Origin of the sequence: Riemerella columbipharyngis, assembly GCF_900101995.1 — a bacterium.
Lineage (GTDB): Bacteria > Bacteroidota > Bacteroidia > Flavobacteriales > Weeksellaceae > Riemerella > Riemerella columbipharyngis.
Window position 1 is genome coordinate 32804 of record NZ_FNAS01000014.1, and the last position, 17747, is coordinate 50550.

The window sequence follows — 17747 nt, forward strand, 5'->3', positions numbered from 1 at the left end:
CTAATACCTTCTTCGAGATGTAGATTTAAGCCCCAGCATACCCAATATCGCTTTAACCCCTTCTCTCATTAGGGTATTACCAAAAGTTCTTGTCATTGGGCTTTTTAGAATTTGCTCAAACACTCCCGCTTTCTCAGGCTCTTTCTTTGAAGTAGATTTAGGAACGGCCGCCTTAGGTGCTTCTTCTTTTTCAGCACTCATTCTCTTGGTTAAAATCTCGTAGGCACTCTCCTTATCTACCGAAGTTTGATATTTTTGTACTAATTCCGAATGAGAAGTAAGCGTATCTATTTCTTGTGGCGTAAGCGTACCCATTCGGCTCTCCGGTGAAATCAAAAAAGTATGCACCAGCGGCGTAGGTATTCCTTTTTCGCTCAGTGCCGTTACAAAAGCTTCTCCTATTCCTAAATTCTGGATAAGCTCTCCTGCATTATAATATTCCGTAACGGGATAATTTTCTATGGCCTTATCTATCTCTTTTCTGTCTTTAGCGGTAAAGCCTCGCAATGCGTGTTGTATTTTAAGCCCCAGCTGGCTGAGAACATTTTCCGGAATATCGCCCGGCACTTGTGTAATGAAATAAATACCCACCCCTTTAGAGCGGATAAGCTTCACCATCGTCTCAATTTGAGACAATAATATTTTGGAGGCTTCATTAAATATCAAGTGAGCCTCGTCTATAAATAAAACTAACTTCGGCCTACCACTGTCTCCTTCTTCCGGAAAAGTAAGATAAATCTCGGCAAACAGAGAAAGCATAAAAGTAGAGAAAAGATTAGGCTTATTCTGAATATCATCTACACGCATCACATTTACCACCCCCATTCCATTTCTTGATTTCAATAAATCTTCCACATGAAAACTCGGCTCCCCAAAAAATGTTTTTGCACCCTCCTGTTCCAATGCTACTATGGAACGAAGTATAGCCCCCAAAGACGCTGGCGATATAGAGCCGTAATTTTCTACAAGCTCTGCTTTACCATCATCATCTGAAGTAACATACTGCAAAACTTTTTTCAAATCTTCTAAATCTATCAGCGGTAATCCTTTATCATCGCAATATTTAAAGACGATAGACATAATACTACTCTGCGTCTCATTAAGCCCCAATATCTTACTTAACAACACAGGGCCAAATTCCGTAACCGTAGCTCTCATCCGCACTCCTTTCGCTCCAGAAATCGTCATCAATTCTACCGGAAAAGCTTGTGGCGTATAGGAAAGTCCCGTCTTGGCATAGCGTTCTTCTATAATCTTGTTTTCGGTACCTGCTTCTGCAATCCCTGAGAAATCTCCCTTAATATCCAATACCAAAGATGACACCCCCGCACGAGAAAGCTGCTCTGCAAACACTTGAATAGTTTTCGTTTTTCCCGTACCCGTAGCTCCCGCTATCAGGCCGTGCCTGTTAATGGTTTTCAGAGGTAGTCTCACATCTACTTCTCTTACTACTTCTCCGTCCAGCATTCCTTTGCCCAAAAGGATACTTTCACCACTTGTTTCGTATTTAGTACTTAATTCCTGTATGAATTTTGTTTTATCTGCCATATTACAATTTTTATATTAAAGTAAATGCCTTCTTAGACGAAGTAAAATTATGAAATAAAGTTTGATTACGAAACATTATCTCCCAACTTTGGATGCTCTCCCACCTAAATAGTATGCAAATTCATCCTTTCTCGCTATTTATCAATTTTTCATATGAAAATATTTTTATAATTTTGCTCTTGATATCATATGGCAAATTCTTACGAAATAATATTTGAAAACAATAAAAAATGGGTGGAAGAAAAACTCACCGAGAATACTGATTTCTTCAAAACCCTATCCCAGACGCAATCGCCGGAATATTTATACATCGGCTGCTCTGATAGTAGAGCTACCGCAGAGGAGCTAATGGGGCTAAAACCCGGAGAAGTCTTTGTTCATAGAAACATTGCTAATATTGTCAATACATTAGATATGAGTGCTACCGCCGTTATCCAATACGCAGTGGAGTATCTCAAAGTAAAACACATCATCGTTTGCGGACATTATAACTGCGGAGGGGTAAAAGCCGCTATGACGGCACAAGATTTCGGTTTGCTAAACCCTTGGCTTCGGAATATCCGCGATGTTTATAGACTCCACCAAACAGAATTGGACAACATAAAAGACGAACATACCCGCTACGACCGTTTGGTAGAGCTCAATGTACAAGAACAGTGCATCAATGTGATTAAGATGGCGTGCGTACAAGAGCGGTACATTACAGAAGGATTTCCCATTGTACACGGCTGGGTCTTCAATCTAAGAAATGGAAAACTGATAGACCTCAACATAGACTACGAAAATGTATTAAAAGATATTCAAAAAATCTACGATCTTACCAATTCCGAATGGATAATGAACCGCAAAAAATCTTAACACCCCCTTATTCAAAAAAACTTAAGAGGATTTATAACTTTGTAAATCATTTCTATTTCTGTTAGGCTAAATACTTATATAGCAAAAAATTTCTAAGTAAAAAATAGTATTTCACTCAGAAACCTTCTCATTTCATCACTGTAAGAAATTATTTTTCAAAATTATTTCTTACTAATATTAAGACAATTTTTGATTTTTATTTTTTTCCATTCTGAAAAAGAACGATATATAAAAAATACTCCGCCTAAAATAAAAAAAACTAAAATGCCCTTTGCTCCAAATAAATCATAGATTTTCCAAAATATACGAGGCATAGATATACCTCCACCGTTTTCTTCAAGCGAAAGAATTTTTAAATATTTAAAAATCCCGTATATCCAAAAAGCAACTCCGATAATTCCAGAAACAATCATGTTCGCAATGGGGTATTTTCCTAAAAAGCCACCTTTAAAATCCATATATAATTAACTTTTTTGAGATAACAAAATTAAAAAAAAATTGATACTGGAAAATTCAAATACATTCATCTTTAGAAATATTAAGTCAGAAAAAAGCATTTTCAATCTCTTTCATATTTTTTATTTTAGAAAGCACTACGTATTTTTTAAAGATGTTGTTATAGCAGAGAGAGTTTTTCATTCATTTCTTGTTGTTATAACGATTTAAAACTATCTCATAAGACACAGAAATATCATTTTTATAAATATAGAAAGAAACAACGATAAGCTATCCTTCCTTATATCTCTTCGGTGACACTCATGCCATTCATTTAAAGACACGGCTAAAATATTACGGATATCTGTAGCTTAATTGATATGTCATTTCACTGATGGTTTTGCGTAGATCACGAAGCAGTGCTTTGGCATATTCCATCGTTTGGAAGAAAATGTACTCTTTAGACAGATATTCCTGTTTTTTTTGATTAATCCCCAAAATAGTTGGCAGAGAAGTGTAGTTTTTCTGCAAAATAAGCCACACAGAACAATCCCAATTTTTGAGGTAATTCCGACTGAAAATAGTCATTCAAAAAATATTCGAAATACATAAAGATATCACGATCAAAGACTTTGCGAGTACTGAACTGGCAGTCGTAGAACCTCAAACAATAATTCAGCAAAAGCTCCAATAGAGACACAATGATCAAATCGCGGTGCAGGTCGCTGGGAGATTCTACTTCAGTTCGAATTTTGGTCATATAATTTATAACGACTTCATACCCTGTATCACCTAGGTGCGATACTTCATTTACCTTATAAGAGAAAAATCTGTACTGCCATATTTTGTCCGTCAAGGGAGTTCTACACAGCAACAAACCATAGCCTTTTGCCTGAAAACGCATACTGTAGTCATCATTGCCAAAAATCTATCCAGTAGCAATAAATACCAAAGTATTTTTCTGAAAATCATATACCTGACAACCATATCCGAGAACACCAGTACATTGCAATTATTTTAAGAAAATGATATATAATCTATTCTTTTCGGGTGTACCACATCGTTTTTTTTATGCTTGAACCTTCAGCTATGTTGATGAAAGGGTGCATAGTATCAACTCCCAAAAGGAGATTGTAATCCTCTACACTTTGAACACTTAAAATTTTACTCATTGAGCTTGTTTTTGGTACAAAGATAATTTAAAAAACAAACTGTAAAAAGTATAAAAAAACTATAATTTTTAAATAAGATATATGAGATTTATAGTCTATAAATAGGAGTAATTTATTTTACCTTATTTATAGCCTATTTAAATTTTATTGAGTGAAAATTTTATGGCAGATTATTTGAGTTTATCATTTATAGGAATAAGTTTGTAAGTTTTTATTAATATATTTAAAATAATTTTGTAGTTTTGTGCAAGTTTTTTGTATATAAAAAAAATAACAATCAATCTAATAAATACACTTTAAATAATTGAACAAGAGCCCATTAATAGAAACATCACTTTTAATATCCACTTATAATTGGCCGGAAGCTTTAGATTTAGTTTTGAGGAGTGTTCAGGTACAGACTATTCTACCCGATGAAATTTTAATTGCCGATGACGGCTCCGGAAAAGAAACTCAAACTTTAATAGAAAATTGGAGCAAAAAATCAAACGTTCCAATCAAACATATATGGCAGGAAGACAAAGGCTTTCGTTTGGCAGAAGTTAGAAATCAGGCAATAGCTCAATCCCAATATGGCTATATTATTCAAATTGATGGTGATGTTGTACTGCACCCTTATTTTGTAGAGGATCATAAGCGATTTGCTCAGGAAAATTGTTTTGTAACAGGCTCTCGTACGCTTCTGCCGAAAGAGGTAACAGAAGAAGCTTTTATCACGAAGAAAATTAATTTCAGTCCTTTTACGAAAGGAATAAAAAACAGATTCAATGCCGTACGATTTCCGATATTCAATTTTTTTTACAAACCCACCAATACGCCTTTAGAAGCTATGCCCCATCGCATAAGAGGGTGCAATATGGGTTTTTGGAAACAAGACTTGTTGGATGTTAATGGCTATGATGAAGATTTTGTAGGCTGGGGTAGAGAAGATTCCGATTTGGTAATTCGTTTGGCAAAAAAAGGCTGTTTTAGAAAAAAAATAAAACTTGCCGCTTTGCAATTTCATTTATACCATAAGGAAAACTCAAAACACAATCTTGAACTGAATGATCAGCTGATGAAAAGAGCAATGAATGCTCCTGATTTCTGGGCTAAAAACGGTATTTGTAAATGAAGAAGAAAGTTTTACTTTTGATGACTTCCCATTACTCAATATATAAGGAAATTTTGGAAAACCTTGAGAGAATGGGATATGAGGTTGATTATAGGGATATCAAAGAATTTAAATATAAGAGTTTTACCCAAAGGGCGTATAACTTTTTTCGAAAAACATTCCTAAGAGATAAAAAATATAAAGATTATCTTAGAAAAAAAACAATTGAACAAGACTTAATAGAAACTTTTGGAAAAGATTATTTTGATTATACATTAATCATTCGCCCAGATATTTATAACCCTGAAACAGTCCATTTTCTAAAGAAAATTTCTAAAAAAGTAGTTGCTTATCAATGGGATGGATTTTCCAGATTTTACAATCCTCCCGATCTTATAGAGGCTTTTGATACTTTTGCAGTATTTGATAAAAAAGATTATTATGAAAACAGGGATAAACATAAGAATCTGATTTTGGCTCATAATTTTTACTTCGATATAATAGATTGTCCGAATAAAAAAACAATAGATGTTATATATATAGGAGCTAAAGAGCGGGATAGAGTTGAGGTTCTTAACCATTTAGCAAATATTTTTGACAATCAAGGTATCAAAAGCGAACTATATCTTTTTACGGCGGATAAAGTTAAATGCCACCCTACAATAAAAGTTAGCGAAAAAATATTGCCTTATAGAAAAGTTTTAGAAAAGTCCTCTAGTTCTAAATGTGTTATTGATTTAAAACATCATTTGCACGATGGATTATCTTTACGGTTTTTTGAATCTCTTTATTTTAATCAAAAAATTATCACAGACAATCAATCTGTTAAACATATGGATTTTTACCATCCTAATAATATCCTGATTGTTTCTGATTGGTATAGTTTGTCATATATAGAACTCGAAAAATTCTTGAATAAACCTTTTGTAGACATTTCCGAAGATATCAAAAATAAATATTCTTTTGAATCTTGGTTTAATAGGTTAATTCAATAAATACAGGATAAAAACAATCAAAAAGCTGCCACAAAGGGACAGCTTCTTTAATTCATCAAATCTCTCTCGCTTTTGCTTCAGCTGCTGCCATCCCGTCTATATTTTTTCCTCCGGCTGTGGCAAATCCGGCATTTCCACCACCGCCGCCTTGTATTTCTTTTGCTAAATCTTTTACAATAGTTCCTGCGTTATATGTACACTCCAAATCTTCCGAAACACCCACGCTAATCATTGGTTTACCGTTAGCCTCAGAAAGGACAATGGTAATGGACTGTGGTACGGATTTTTTTAATTGGAAAACAATATCCTTTATAGAAGCGGCATCCATAGAGGTTCTTTTTACTAAAAGCTTTTTATCTCCTTTGTCCTCGTATTGATTTTTCCAATCGGCAGTTTCCGCTTTTGCAAGTACTTTTTTCAGATGTTCTATTTCACTTTTCTGTTTTTGATTTTCATCCAACAGCTTCTCTACGGACTTCTGAACATCTTTAGATTTTAGCAACTGAAACAGCTGGTGCCATTGCGCTTCCAAATCCTTAAAATAAACCATTGCTCTATCTCCGGAAATCGCTTCTATCCTGCGTATTCCTGCAGCCGTAGAACTCTCCGACAGAATTTTGAACCATCCTATCTCGCCTGTGGACTTAGCATGTGTCCCCCCGCAGAGCTCTTTAGAAGTTCCGAACTCTATCATTCTCACCCTGTCACCGTATTTTTCTCCAAACAGCGCTATTGCACCTTTATCCAAAGCCTCTTGGATAGGAATATCCCGATATTCTTTAAGACTGATATTTGACTTTATTTTGTCGTTTACTTTTTGCTCCACAAGGGCCAATTCTTCCTCTGTCATTTTAGCGAAATGAGAAAAATCAAAGCGTAAATGGTCAGGCCCTACATAAGATCCTTTTTGCTCTACATGGGTTCCCAAAACTTCGCGCAACGCTTCGTGCAAGAGGTGGGTGGCAGAGTGGTTGGCTTGTGTGTTTTTCCTTAAATCCTTATTCACAGAGGCATAAAGCTCTTTCTCCGGCGACTGAGGCAGCGTTTTAATTAGCGAGAGATTAAGGTTGTTTTCTTTCTTCGTATCCAAGATTTCGAATGTTCCCTCTTCATTGCTCAGTACACCTTTGTCGCCTACTTGTCCACCTCCCTCTGCATAGAAAGGGGTTTTGTCTAAGACCACTTGATAAAAATCGCCGTCTTTGTTTTCAATTTTTCTGTACCGGGTAATGTGAGCTTTTTGCTCCAGCTCATCGTAGCCTACAAAAGTCTCTCTTTCATCTTTTAGCACCACCCAGTCGTGGATTTTTTGTGCCGATGATTGTTTCGAGCGTTGCTTTTGCTTCGCCATTTCTTGTTCGAAGCCTTTTTCATCTACCGTAAGTGCTTTTTCTTCAGCAATAATTCTCGATAAATCCGCAGGGAAACCATAGGTATCGTAGAGCTCGAACACTGCTGTTCCCGACAAAGTCTTTTCTTCTTTTTTTAAGGCCTCTTCTATAATGTTCTGCAAGCGTACCAAGCCGTGCTCTATGGTTTTGAGGAAAGAAATCTCTTCTTCCTTGATGACCTCGGTAACCAACGTTTCTTGTTTTACAATCTCCGGGAAGAAGTCGCCCATCTGTTCTTTTAGCACTTTTACCAGTTGGTACAAGAAAGGTCCCTTTCTGTCCAAAAATCTATAAGCGTAGGAAATGGCTCTTCTGAGAATTCTACGGATAACATAGCCCGCACCACTATTAGATGGCAGCTGTCCATCCGCTATCGCAAATGCTACGGCACGGATATGGTCCACTACGACTCTGATGGCAATATCTTTCTCCGAATCTAATTTTCCTTCGTATTTTTTACCGGAAATCTCTTCTACTTTTACGATAAGTGGTGTAAAGACATCCGTATCATAGTTGGAAGACTTCCCTTGCAAAGCCATACAAAGACGCTCAAACCCCATACCGGTATCCACATGATGAGAAGGCAATTTCTCCAGACTTCCATCGGCTTTTCTATTGAACTCCATAAATACAAGGTTCCAAATTTCCACTACCTGCGGGTGGTCTTGGTTTACGAGGTTTCTCCCCGAAACCTTAGCTTTTTCTTCATCTGTTCTCAGGTCCACATGTATTTCTGAGCAAGGTCCGCAAGGTCCGCTTTCGCCCATCTCCCAGAAATTATCTTTCTTATTACCGTTAATTATTCTGTCTTCACTGATATGAGATTTCCAAAATTCATACGCCTGATGGTCTCTCTCCAAATTCTCCGAAGCATCTCCTTCGAAAATGGTAACATATAGGGTTTCTTTTGGGATTTTGTAAACTTCCGTCAGAAGTTCCCATGCAAATTCTATCGCTTCTTTTTTGAAATAATCTCCAAAAGACCAGTTCCCCAGCATCTCAAACATAGTATGATGGTAAGTGTCTCTTCCCACATCGTCCAGGTCATTGTGCTTTCCGGAAACTCTAAGACACTTCTGCGTATCTGCTACTCTACGCGATTTGGGGTCTTTGTATCCAAGGAAATAGTCCTTAAATTGGGTCATCCCCGAATTAGAAAACATAAGAGTAGGGTCGTCTTTCAAAACAATAGGTGCAGACGGCACTATAAGGTGCATTTTGGATTTGAAAAAATCTAAAAACTGGCGGCGTATTTCTTGTGAAGTCATAGAATGATAATAACAATTATTTTGGCAAAAATACTAAAATTTATGTTTCTTTTGGAATAAAATTACACGATGTAGTTTTTAGACAAAAACTCATCTAATAAAAAATCATAGGCTTTATTTCTCGGACCTAAATGATGTCATAAAGTACCAATATATTATTTCACAAAAAAAATGTATTTTTGTATTTATTAACTTTTAAATATATAACTATGCCAATTGCATTAATTATTTTAGTCGTTCTTTTGGGAATGATACTCCTTAGTACATTGTTTACCGTTAAGCAGCAGACGGCGGTATCCATAGAGCGTTTTCAGAAGTTTCACAGTATAAGAAACTCCGGTCTGCAGATGAAAATCCCGTTTATAGACCGTATTGCGGCAAGTATCAGCTTGAGAATACAGCAGCTGGACATCATCGTGGAAACTAAAACTTTAGATAATGTTTTCGTCAAGATAAAAGTTTCGGTGCAGTTTGTGGTACTGAAAGACAAAGTTTATGAAGCGATTTACAGCTTGGAAAACCCACACGAACAGATTACGAGCTATGTGTTTGATGTAGTCCGTGCTGAAATCCCAAAAATGAAGCTGGATGATGTTTTCGTGAAGAAAGATGATATTGCCATCGCCGTGAAAAGAGAGGTGCAAGACGCTATGAGCGAATATGGCTTTGATATCATCAAAACTTTGGTGACAGATATAGACCCTGATGCGCAAGTGAAATCTGCAATGAACAGGATAAACGCGGCTGAACGCCAAAAGGTAGCGGCTCAGTACGAAGGGGACTCTCAAAGGATAAGAATTGTGGAAAAAGCTAAAGCCGAAGCCGAAAGCAAACGCCTGCAAGGGCAAGGTATCGCCGACCAAAGAAGAGAAATCGCGAGAGGGCTTGTAGAAAGTGTGGATGTGCTGAATAAAGTGGGAATAAGCTCTCAGGAAGCTTCTGCGCTCATCGTGGTTACGCAGCACTATGACACCCTGCAAGCGGTAGGACAAGATACCAACAGCAACCTTATCCTACTGCCTAATTCCCCACAAGCGGCGAGCGATATGCTGAATAATCTGATAACTTCCTTTGTGGCTTCTAACCAAGCAGCAGAGCTGGTAAAAGATTCTAAAAAACACCCAAAGAAAAAAAGCAATGATTTTCTACCACGCACAGGAGCAGTAGAAAATACTGAAGAGGATAACGAGTTTTAAGAAAACCTTATAAAAAGAAAGCCGTTTCAGTTAATTCCAAAACGGCTTTTATTTTTCTATTTAATCACTGTATCTATAGCTTTGACAAAGCTCGGCTCTTCGGGATTCATCACCGTTTTTGTCATTATCTTGCCGTCTTTGTCTATGACAAGAAAGCACGGAAGTTTGAAGTCATAGAGACCGTAGTCTTTTGCCATTTTAGAGTTGATGCCTTTCGGACAATAGGCGTTGATAGCCGGAATTCCTTTGAATATTTCTCCGGCAGATTTCCTAAACTGAGCAAAAGTATCGTCTAAATTCAAGAATAAAAAGTTGGCTTTCCCTTTATATTTATCTACAATCATTTTGACTGTCGGAATAGCTCCATTTACAATATACGGATTGAAAGAAGAATAAAACATAACAAATGTAGGTTTCCCTTTTAAGTCTCTGACAGACATCTCTTTTCCATTTTCTTTCTTCAATGAGTAAATAGGTGCGTCTTCTCCTGTTTTAGGTCCCAAAACTACTTTTCCTAGCTGTCTGATGCCCTCTTTTACCTTAGGGGTATTAATGTTTTTATTTAGTTGGTTAAGTATCGTGTCTATTCTCGGATTTTCAGGCCGCATATCATATTTAGAAAATACAAAAGCTAAAAGATAATCTTTCGTTTCTTGGGTCCAATCTTTTTTGGTATTCAGATAGCCGGCTAGCTTTTCTGTGACAGAGGTTTCTTCTTTAGAATGCTCCTCCATATATTTTTTTATATCCTGTCCATATTCATCGAGAAGGAAGCTTCTATAATTGGGAAAATTCGCTACCATATATTTTTGGGAACGGACTAATGAGTTTTTGTATTCGTTTAATTTTTTAGGAAGTTTAAAATTGGGATCGTTTTGATGCTCCATTTTTTCTTTATTCAGATACTGCTGTATGAAGCTCATTAGGATAAGATTGTTAGAATTGGTTTGCCATACGGAAACAGAAACATCAGGCTCGTATTTTTTTTGCTCCTTTTTGATTTCGTCATCAAGGTCCGATTTTATTTTTTTTATATTTTCAAGGAATGTGTCGGGATTTTGAGAGATTAAATTTCTGTCTAATTTCGATAAATAGGATTGATTAAAATTTCTTACAGCAAATAAAAACAGATTGTTCCCAGCTCCGTCTCCGGTCAAATTCATTTCTGAAGGAAAGACCATCGCATCGCCGTTGATGTGGATATTCTGCCCCCTTTTGAGATAAACGAAATTAAAATTACCATTATAAACCAATGCATAAATACCATTTTTCTCTATTTGAACGGTATCGGAAAACGAGCCGTCTTTATTGACTTGTAAACTCGCAATGGGCAATGTAGAAATATCAGCCACGTTGATGAGGCTTATTCTGGAAAGCGGTGTAGCATTTGTAAGTTTTCCTGATATGTAAACATTTTTTCGGTCGCAGGAAAGCAGCGTAAAAAATGCCGCAAATAATAAAAAATACTTTTTCATAATAAAGACTAAATTTTCACAAAAATACTATATTATAGTATGATTTGAAAAAAAAATTTACAAAGAATCTTATAAGCCGCCTAGCAAAGTGTTTCATTATTGAAGAAAAATGATAGTTGCGATAGTATAAAAATTATTTTTTTATCTTTGCAAAGCATTTGGCCCCGTAGTTCAACGGATAGAATAGAAGTTTCCTAAACTTTAGATCCAAGTTCGATTCTTGGCGGGGCTACAATGTTATCGACAGTTCAAGGAATTTTAGTTTCCGAATTGTAAAAGTATTTTATCTACAATGAACTGAGCCAGCTTTACTTTGCTTTCGTGTGTCCAGCCGGCTATATGTGGTGTTACGATTACTTTTTCAGAATTTAATAAGAAGTCCAAATCCTCGTTGCGAAAGTCTAAGTTTTCAAACGATGATTTCTCATATTCTAATACATCAAGATATGCACCTTTTACTTTACCCGATTTTATTGCAGAAACCAAAGAGGCTGTTTTCAGGTTCTTGCCTCTCGCGGTATTAACAAAGTAGAATGGCTTTTTCATTTTCGAGATGAAAGCATCGTCTATCATATAGTGGGTAAGAGGGGTAAGAGGTGTGTGCAAGCTTAAGATATCGGAGCGTTCTTGCAGTTCTTTCAAAGAAACTTGTCTGGCATACTCATTGGAGAGATTCTGTCTTATATCATAGAAGATGACGGTGCACTCAAAGCTGGAAAGCCTTTTTGCAACAGCATTTCCCATATTTCCGTAACCGATAATGCCGAATGTCTTTCCTTTAAGCTCTTCTCCTCTATTTTCCTCACGTAGCCATATGCCACTTTTCACTTCAGAAGAAGCTATAAACAATCTATTCATTAGTGTAAGCAACCCTGCCAATACATGTTCACCTACTGCATCTTTATTCCCTTCCGGAGAATTGATAAGGGCAATACCCAATTCTTTTGCTCTATTCTCTGCGATGTTCTCCATTCCGGCACCTACTCTTGCAATAAAATCAAGATGGGAAGCTTCGTTTAGAAAAGCTTCGTCTATCGGAATTCTGCTACGGATTATCAGCCCGTTATAATTTTTTATTTTTTTCACAATGGAATGGTAGTTCGAAGTGAAATCTTCATCCACCTCAAATCCTTTTTCTTGGAGTTGAGTTCTTATTAACGGATGATTCTTATCTATCTGAAGTATTCTCATTTTATAAAAATAAAAGCAAAAGAAGTACAAAAGTAAATCTTTTTTTGGTAATGATATTACAATAAATCTATTTTTATTTCAGATATTTATCCTAAATATAAAACAAAAAAGCATAAAATAAGGACCGTCATTCGCTCCTACACAAAGCCGAAAGACCGCCCTATTATTTTATATGTAAGAAACGATAAAAATCTTACAATATATTCTTAAAATAATATCTCTACTAATTTCTTACTTCTATATAAGAGTGGAGTGTCATTGCAGCTTTACCCCAGTTACTGCCTCCATTGCTGTCAGCCATATTGAACCGCGTAGTATGAGAAGTCTTTTCGGCATAGCCCTGCAATCTAAATAGAATATCTACTGGATTGTTTACACCTCTATTGTCATATATTTCTATATATTTTCCACTGACAGTTGTTACCGAGCCATAGCCAGAAGTCTGACCATTGGCAGGAGCCAAAACCTTTCTAGAAGCCATAGGCTGCTCTTCAAAGAAATTATTATGCTGCCATTCTCTCAAAAATTTAACACCGTAATAACCAGTTACATCATTCATATTCTGTGTTCCCGTAAATCCCATAGGCACACTGTACTCCACGCGGATTAAAACTTTGGAATTCGCTGGAATAGTAATCGGAATTTCCATACCCAAATTCACAACATCCCCTCCACCATTTCTACCAGATGGTGCACGATCTACATAATTATTTGCTATTACATGTTTCAGCTGATAGGTGGTGTAATAAGTGTTTTGGGGCAATTTGCTATCCAAATGGTTCCATCTCTGCCCATCAAAATAGTAATATCCTTGAGAGTTTATCAATTGTGTTTGCCCGTTATTATTTCCACTTGCATCTGTAACATAAGCCACAGCTCCTGTTTGAGCCGAAGTGTAAGTCTTTCCTGCCAAATCTGATTTAGTCACCCTTGGAGGTGTAAGACCGGGGAAAGCACTGCTTCCTTTCTGCACATCCAAAGTCGTTTTTGGGTTGCTGGTATTGATCCCCACATTTTGTGCTTTGGCTACTATAGCGGATAAAGCAAAAACTGCCAATATTATTTTCTTCATTTTTTATTTTTTAAGTAATTGATTTAGTTGTTTTTAATGTATGATTCTAGTGTAATAGAGCCTCTTCCCCAGTTAAAATTTTCGTTGTTGCCGGGAGCCCACATGCCAAACCGCACATACGGCGTACGATTAGCTATAGAGGTTTCAAGTTTAATTATCTTTCCTGCAACTCCATAAGTTAAGGTAACCGGAGCATCGGAGTCGTTGGTATAAGTTTCGGCATACTCCGCCTCCATCGTGATCATAGAATATATTTCGTGCCTACGAATAGTCCTTATGGGAGCTAGATTCTGATGTGGCAGGAGGTAGTTTCTGGAAGCACTTTTTACCTCTTCAACCTGGCTGTTCCCCTCTTGTCTTAGGAAAGCAGTTCCTACGACCCCTCTACCAGTAACAGAGGTCCCTTCAGCATCATCAAAATACCTACCATTGTACAAGACCATACCCGCCGGTACGCTGTAATTGACAACTATCTGCACGGTAGAGCGTGCCGGTACCGTAACAGCAGCCGCCAGCCCCAGAGAAACATTCGTAAGGCTCCCAAAGAAAGGTACATCCGTCGGTTGCTCGGCTTCATCTTTTACCAGCGTATAGGGTACAAAACCTTCCTCGTTATAAGTGGTAAACTCACTAAAACGAACCCAGCGGTTCTTCCGTGCATCAAAATAATAATGACCAGTAGAAGTAACAAACTCCAGCTGCTCATTATAATTACGGAACATTTCATCTCTTTTAGTGTCGGACATATCATTCACATATACTGTTGTACCATCATGCTCCGCCCTATAAGTTCTGGTATGCAAGTCATACTTGCTCACCCTCGGAGGAAGCATACCTGGGAAGGCACTCTGCCCTTTCTGGATATCAAGTGTAGTCTTAGGAGACTCTCCATTGATTCCTACACTAGAATTACTTTGTGCTAAGACAATTCCCCCTCCCAAAAGGAAAATTCCCAAAGCTGATAAAAAGATTTTCTTCATAAGAAATTATTTGCTTTTTGCAAAAGTAAAAAAAATCATCTATAATAACGCATATAATGTTGATAATAAGAAATTTTTAATCGTAATTTTGCAGTATGAATAAAGATACAATTTGTGCATTAGCAACGGCTAATGGAATAGGAGCTATAGGCATTATCCGAGTTTCCGGAAAAGATGCTATAAATATTGTACAAAAATCCTTCAAAGACAAAGAGCTCAATAGCGCTCCATCACATACAATCCACTATGGCTATATTACAGATGGCGATGAACTAATAGACGAGGTGATGGTAAGTGTTTTTCTTGCCCCAAAATCCTTTACTACAGAAAATTGTGTGGAAATCAGTTTCCACGGCTCACCATTTATTGGTAAAAGAATATTAGAAATACTTATCCGTAATGGTTGCAGAATGGCAAAGGCAGGAGAATTTACAATGCGTGCTTTTATGAACGGAAGGATAGATCTTTCTCAAGCAGAGTCCATAGCAGACCTTATCTCGTCGGAAAATGAGGCAGCTAGAAAAATCGCCTTACATCAACTAAAAGGAGGAATAACTAATGAAATCGCTTTACTTAGACAAGATTTACTTAATTTCACCTCTCTTGTAGAATTAGAATTAGATTTTTCGGAAGAAGATGTAGAGTTTGCAGACCGCAGTGCACTTAAGCAGTTGTTGAAAACTATTAAATCAAAATTGAATAACCTTATCAATAGTTTTCAGTATGGCAATGCTGTACGAAATGGAATAGATACCGCCATCATCGGAAAACCCAATGCAGGCAAATCTACCCTACTCAATGCTCTTCTAAAAGAAGAAAGAGCTATAGTGTCTGATATTGCAGGAACCACGAGGGATACCATAGAAGAAGTTTTGCATATTAAAGGTAATGCTTTTAGGTTCATCGACACAGCCGGAATAAGAGAAACCACAGATAAAATAGAGGAAATAGGCGTAAAAAAAGCAAAAGAAAAAATAGCATCGGCTAAGATATTGCTTTATCTGTATAACGAAAAAGAAGATAAGAAAGAAGAAGTCGTTCGGTTCATTAAAACATTTTATCGTCCAGATTTAAAAATAATATTGATACACAACAAAATAGATTCTGTATCCGAGAGCGAAAGAGAAAGTTTTGATAAAGCACTGAAAACAGAACTTTATCCTGATTTTTGTTCAGAATTTCTTTGTATGTCTGCAAAAGAGGCGTTAGGCATAGATGTATTGACCAATGCACTTTCGGACTATGTAGATTCCATAAAGACAGCAGAGCATAATACTATTATTACCAATCAAAGGCATTACGAAGCACTTCTGAAATCATTAGATGCTGCACAAAAAGTGGAAGAAGCCATTTTACAAGGAATTCATACCGAACTTTTGGCATACGAGCTTCGAGCGGCATTAGAAGCATTGGGTGAGATTTCAGGGGAGTTCACAAATGATGAATTGCTAGGCCATATTTTTTCTAACTTCTGCATCGGAAAGTAAGTGGTGATCACCAATAATTAACGTATATCATCAATGAATCAATAACTGGTTTTATAAATCATCAATCAAAACATAACATGAAATATAAGTTTAGATGGAATACACAATGTCGTATTGACACCATATATTTCAAAGAATAATATATTAATTTTGATTTCATGGAAGAAACAAAGGGAGAAAGTTATTCTAAATCAGGAAAAGAAGTCGATTTAATGATATATTATCATAATGATTTAGATATTAAAAATAGAATTGTTGCTGCTACAAAAGATAGGATTAATTTAGTTAACAAAAATTGAGATAAAATGATTTTAAAGTTTATAGTTTTTTTCACTTATTTGTTCTTTTCTGATTTTAAGAATTTCTCATTTTAGAAAAAAGATTATCAAGTTAAAAGTTTTAATATTCAGTTTATTTTTAATTATTTTTTTATAGGAATATTTTTTTCTTGTTTTATTATGGAATTCCAGTAATAATTTAAGCTATGAATATGAAAATATTAATTCAACTAGCTTTAGAATTTTAGACACTTATAGTCAATCTATAAATAATATTAATATTAAAGGTGTAGAAAGTTCTATTATACAATTCGAAATAGACAGTTCCTGATTAGCAATTTTTTATAACATAAATAATGAAAGAGATGAAAACTAAATATAATATGTTAAAACTATTCAAGAGAAAAGTTTGGTATCATTTTTATTTACCTGCAGAATTATATCATTATATTAAGGTAATTAATGATAAAACTTTAAAGCAATTTTTTTATGACAAAAGATTACTTTTTAGAGGAATTAGGTGTGAAAAAATTTCAAATAAGCTTTTTTATGTTTCTGTAAGTTTCAATAGCAGGACAGAGAAAGAAACTTTCGAAATTGAAATTGCTAAATATAACGAATTATTTCCGCCGTGGGTGGTTTTTCCTGATATATTCTATGGCGCTCCGAGATGGAATCAAGGAATACAGGAAGATTATTGTATAAGAAATTGGCTTCCATACTGGGGAAGTCTTGATTTCAATCAAAAAGAGGAATATTTATTAAAATACGATTGTCCTAAAGAATGGATAGGGTGGTTTAAACAAAATAATATATTAGAATGATTACGTAATAAAAGTGATACAAACCAGAAGTGGAACGAAGATTATTCTAAATGATACTGAAGGTAGTGTCTTTATAGAAGGCCCAAATGGAAATACTTACCTTATGGATGAGAACGGTAACATCAATGTAACTGTACCGAAGAATATCTCTTTTACCACAGGAGAAAATGTTAATATTAGTGCAGGGAAAAGCATAAATTCATCAGCTAATCAGGATATCAATAACACAGCAGGAAATGATATGAAAACACGGGTGGGAAATGACCATAGTGTACACATTACAAACAATCATACCTTTAATTCAAATGATTATCAGCAAAATATAAAAGGGAATAAAACTATTAATGTTGGAGGAAGTTTAAAGGAATCTACCGCTGAAACTACCCATAGAGCCAAAAGTGGTGATATTCTTATACAAAGTCCAGTAATTGCCCAAGTTTTAGGAAAAATAGATGCCAAACTAACTCTATGAAAAAACACTTAT

General features: G+C 35.9%; 17 protein-coding genes and 1 tRNA gene. 9 read left to right on the forward strand and 9 right to left on the reverse strand.

The features are described from left to right. A complete protein-coding gene (locus BLS89_RS07850; RefSeq protein WP_092737253.1) occupies positions 1–1548 on the reverse strand; it encodes a helicase HerA-like domain-containing protein in 1548 nt (515 codons plus the stop codon). 189 nt (positions 1549–1737) lie between these two features. Between BLS89_RS07850 and BLS89_RS07855 the strand changes: the two genes are divergently transcribed. Continuing rightward, the gene (locus tag BLS89_RS07855) at positions 1738–2406 is read left to right on the forward strand and encodes a carbonic anhydrase (protein ID WP_092737255.1); all 669 of its coding nucleotides are present in this window, start codon (positions 1738–1740) and stop codon (positions 2404–2406) included. Positions 2407–2567: 161 nt separating this feature from the next. Here BLS89_RS07855 and BLS89_RS07860 read toward each other — a convergent pair whose 3' ends face one another. From BLS89_RS07860 to BLS89_RS11225, 3 genes are all read right to left on the reverse strand, one after another. Continuing rightward, positions 2568–2864, reverse strand: coding sequence for a hypothetical protein (locus BLS89_RS07860; RefSeq protein WP_092737257.1), 297 nt, complete (start codon positions 2862–2864; stop codon positions 2568–2570). Positions 2865–3328: 464 nt separating this feature from the next. Further along, positions 3329–3745 (reverse strand): hypothetical protein, encoded by a 417-nt coding sequence (locus tag BLS89_RS07865; protein WP_092737259.1) that lies wholly within the window; start codon positions 3743–3745, stop codon positions 3329–3331. A 133-nt stretch (positions 3746–3878) separates the two neighbouring features. Further along, positions 3879–4013, reverse strand: coding sequence for a hypothetical protein (locus BLS89_RS11225; protein WP_262501486.1), 135 nt, complete (start codon positions 4011–4013; stop codon positions 3879–3881). Positions 4014–4317: 304 nt separating this feature from the next. On the opposite strand from BLS89_RS11225, the gene BLS89_RS07870 reads away from it, so the two are divergent. Then, positions 4318–5127, forward strand: coding sequence for a glycosyltransferase family 2 protein (locus BLS89_RS07870; protein ID WP_092737261.1), 810 nt, complete (start codon positions 4318–4320; stop codon positions 5125–5127). Beyond that, positions 5124–6101, forward strand: coding sequence for a WaaS/CpsH family glycosyltransferase (locus tag BLS89_RS07875; RefSeq protein WP_092737263.1), 978 nt, complete (start codon positions 5124–5126; stop codon positions 6099–6101). The genes BLS89_RS07870 and BLS89_RS07875 overlap by 4 nt, the downstream gene beginning before the upstream one ends. A 55-nt stretch (positions 6102–6156) precedes the next feature. Here BLS89_RS07875 and alaS read toward each other — a convergent pair whose 3' ends face one another. After that, positions 6157–8760, reverse strand: coding sequence for an alanine--tRNA ligase (gene alaS, locus BLS89_RS07880; RefSeq protein ID WP_092737265.1), 2604 nt, complete (start codon positions 8758–8760; stop codon positions 6157–6159). A gap of 209 nt (positions 8761–8969) precedes the next feature. Between alaS and BLS89_RS07885 the strand changes: the two genes are divergently transcribed. Beyond that, positions 8970–9956 (forward strand): SPFH domain-containing protein, encoded by a 987-nt coding sequence (locus tag BLS89_RS07885; RefSeq protein ID WP_092737267.1) that lies wholly within the window; start codon positions 8970–8972, stop codon positions 9954–9956. A gap of 56 nt (positions 9957–10012) precedes the next feature. Here BLS89_RS07885 and BLS89_RS07890 read toward each other — a convergent pair whose 3' ends face one another. Continuing rightward, the gene (locus BLS89_RS07890) at positions 10013–11431 is read right to left on the reverse strand and encodes a TlpA family protein disulfide reductase (protein WP_092737269.1); all 1419 of its coding nucleotides are present in this window, start codon (positions 11429–11431) and stop codon (positions 10013–10015) included. A gap of 160 nt (positions 11432–11591) precedes the next feature. On the opposite strand from BLS89_RS07890, the gene BLS89_RS07895 reads away from it, so the two are divergent. Further along, a tRNA-Arg gene (locus tag BLS89_RS07895) sits at positions 11592–11663 on the forward strand. Positions 11664–11689: 26 nt separating this feature from the next. Here BLS89_RS07895 and BLS89_RS07900 read toward each other — a convergent pair. The 3 genes from BLS89_RS07900 to BLS89_RS07910 all read right to left on the reverse strand — a co-directional run bounded on the left by BLS89_RS07900 (position 11690) and on the right by BLS89_RS07910 (position 14674). Further along, positions 11690–12622 carry an NAD(P)-dependent oxidoreductase gene (locus BLS89_RS07900; protein ID WP_092737271.1) on the reverse strand — a complete coding sequence of 311 codons (933 nt, stop codon included), beginning with the start codon at positions 12620–12622 and terminating at the stop codon, positions 11690–11692. A gap of 223 nt (positions 12623–12845) precedes the next feature. Next, positions 12846–13694, reverse strand: coding sequence for a hypothetical protein (locus BLS89_RS07905; protein WP_092737273.1), 849 nt, complete (start codon positions 13692–13694; stop codon positions 12846–12848). 23 nt (positions 13695–13717) lie between these two features. Beyond that, positions 13718–14674, reverse strand: a complete 957-nt coding sequence (locus tag BLS89_RS07910; protein WP_092737274.1) for a hypothetical protein — start codon at positions 14672–14674, stop codon at positions 13718–13720. A gap of 95 nt (positions 14675–14769) precedes the next feature. Between BLS89_RS07910 and mnmE the strand changes: the two genes are divergently transcribed. From mnmE to BLS89_RS07925, 4 genes are all read left to right on the forward strand, one after another. Beyond that, the gene (gene mnmE, locus BLS89_RS07915) at positions 14770–16161 is read left to right on the forward strand and encodes a tRNA uridine-5-carboxymethylaminomethyl(34) synthesis GTPase MnmE (protein WP_092737276.1); all 1392 of its coding nucleotides are present in this window, start codon (positions 14770–14772) and stop codon (positions 16159–16161) included. 158 nt (positions 16162–16319) lie between these two features. Further along, positions 16320–16460, forward strand: coding sequence for a hypothetical protein (locus tag BLS89_RS10665; RefSeq protein ID WP_176763275.1), 141 nt, complete (start codon positions 16320–16322; stop codon positions 16458–16460). Positions 16461–16804: 344 nt separating this feature from the next. Continuing rightward, entirely contained in the window at positions 16805–17263 is a 459-nt protein-coding gene (locus tag BLS89_RS07920; protein WP_143017748.1) for a hypothetical protein, read from the forward strand. Positions 17264–17276: 13 nt separating this feature from the next. Next, positions 17277–17735, forward strand: a complete 459-nt coding sequence (locus BLS89_RS07925; RefSeq protein ID WP_143017749.1) for a hypothetical protein — start codon at positions 17277–17279, stop codon at positions 17733–17735. Positions 17736–17747: the final 12 nt, after the last annotated feature.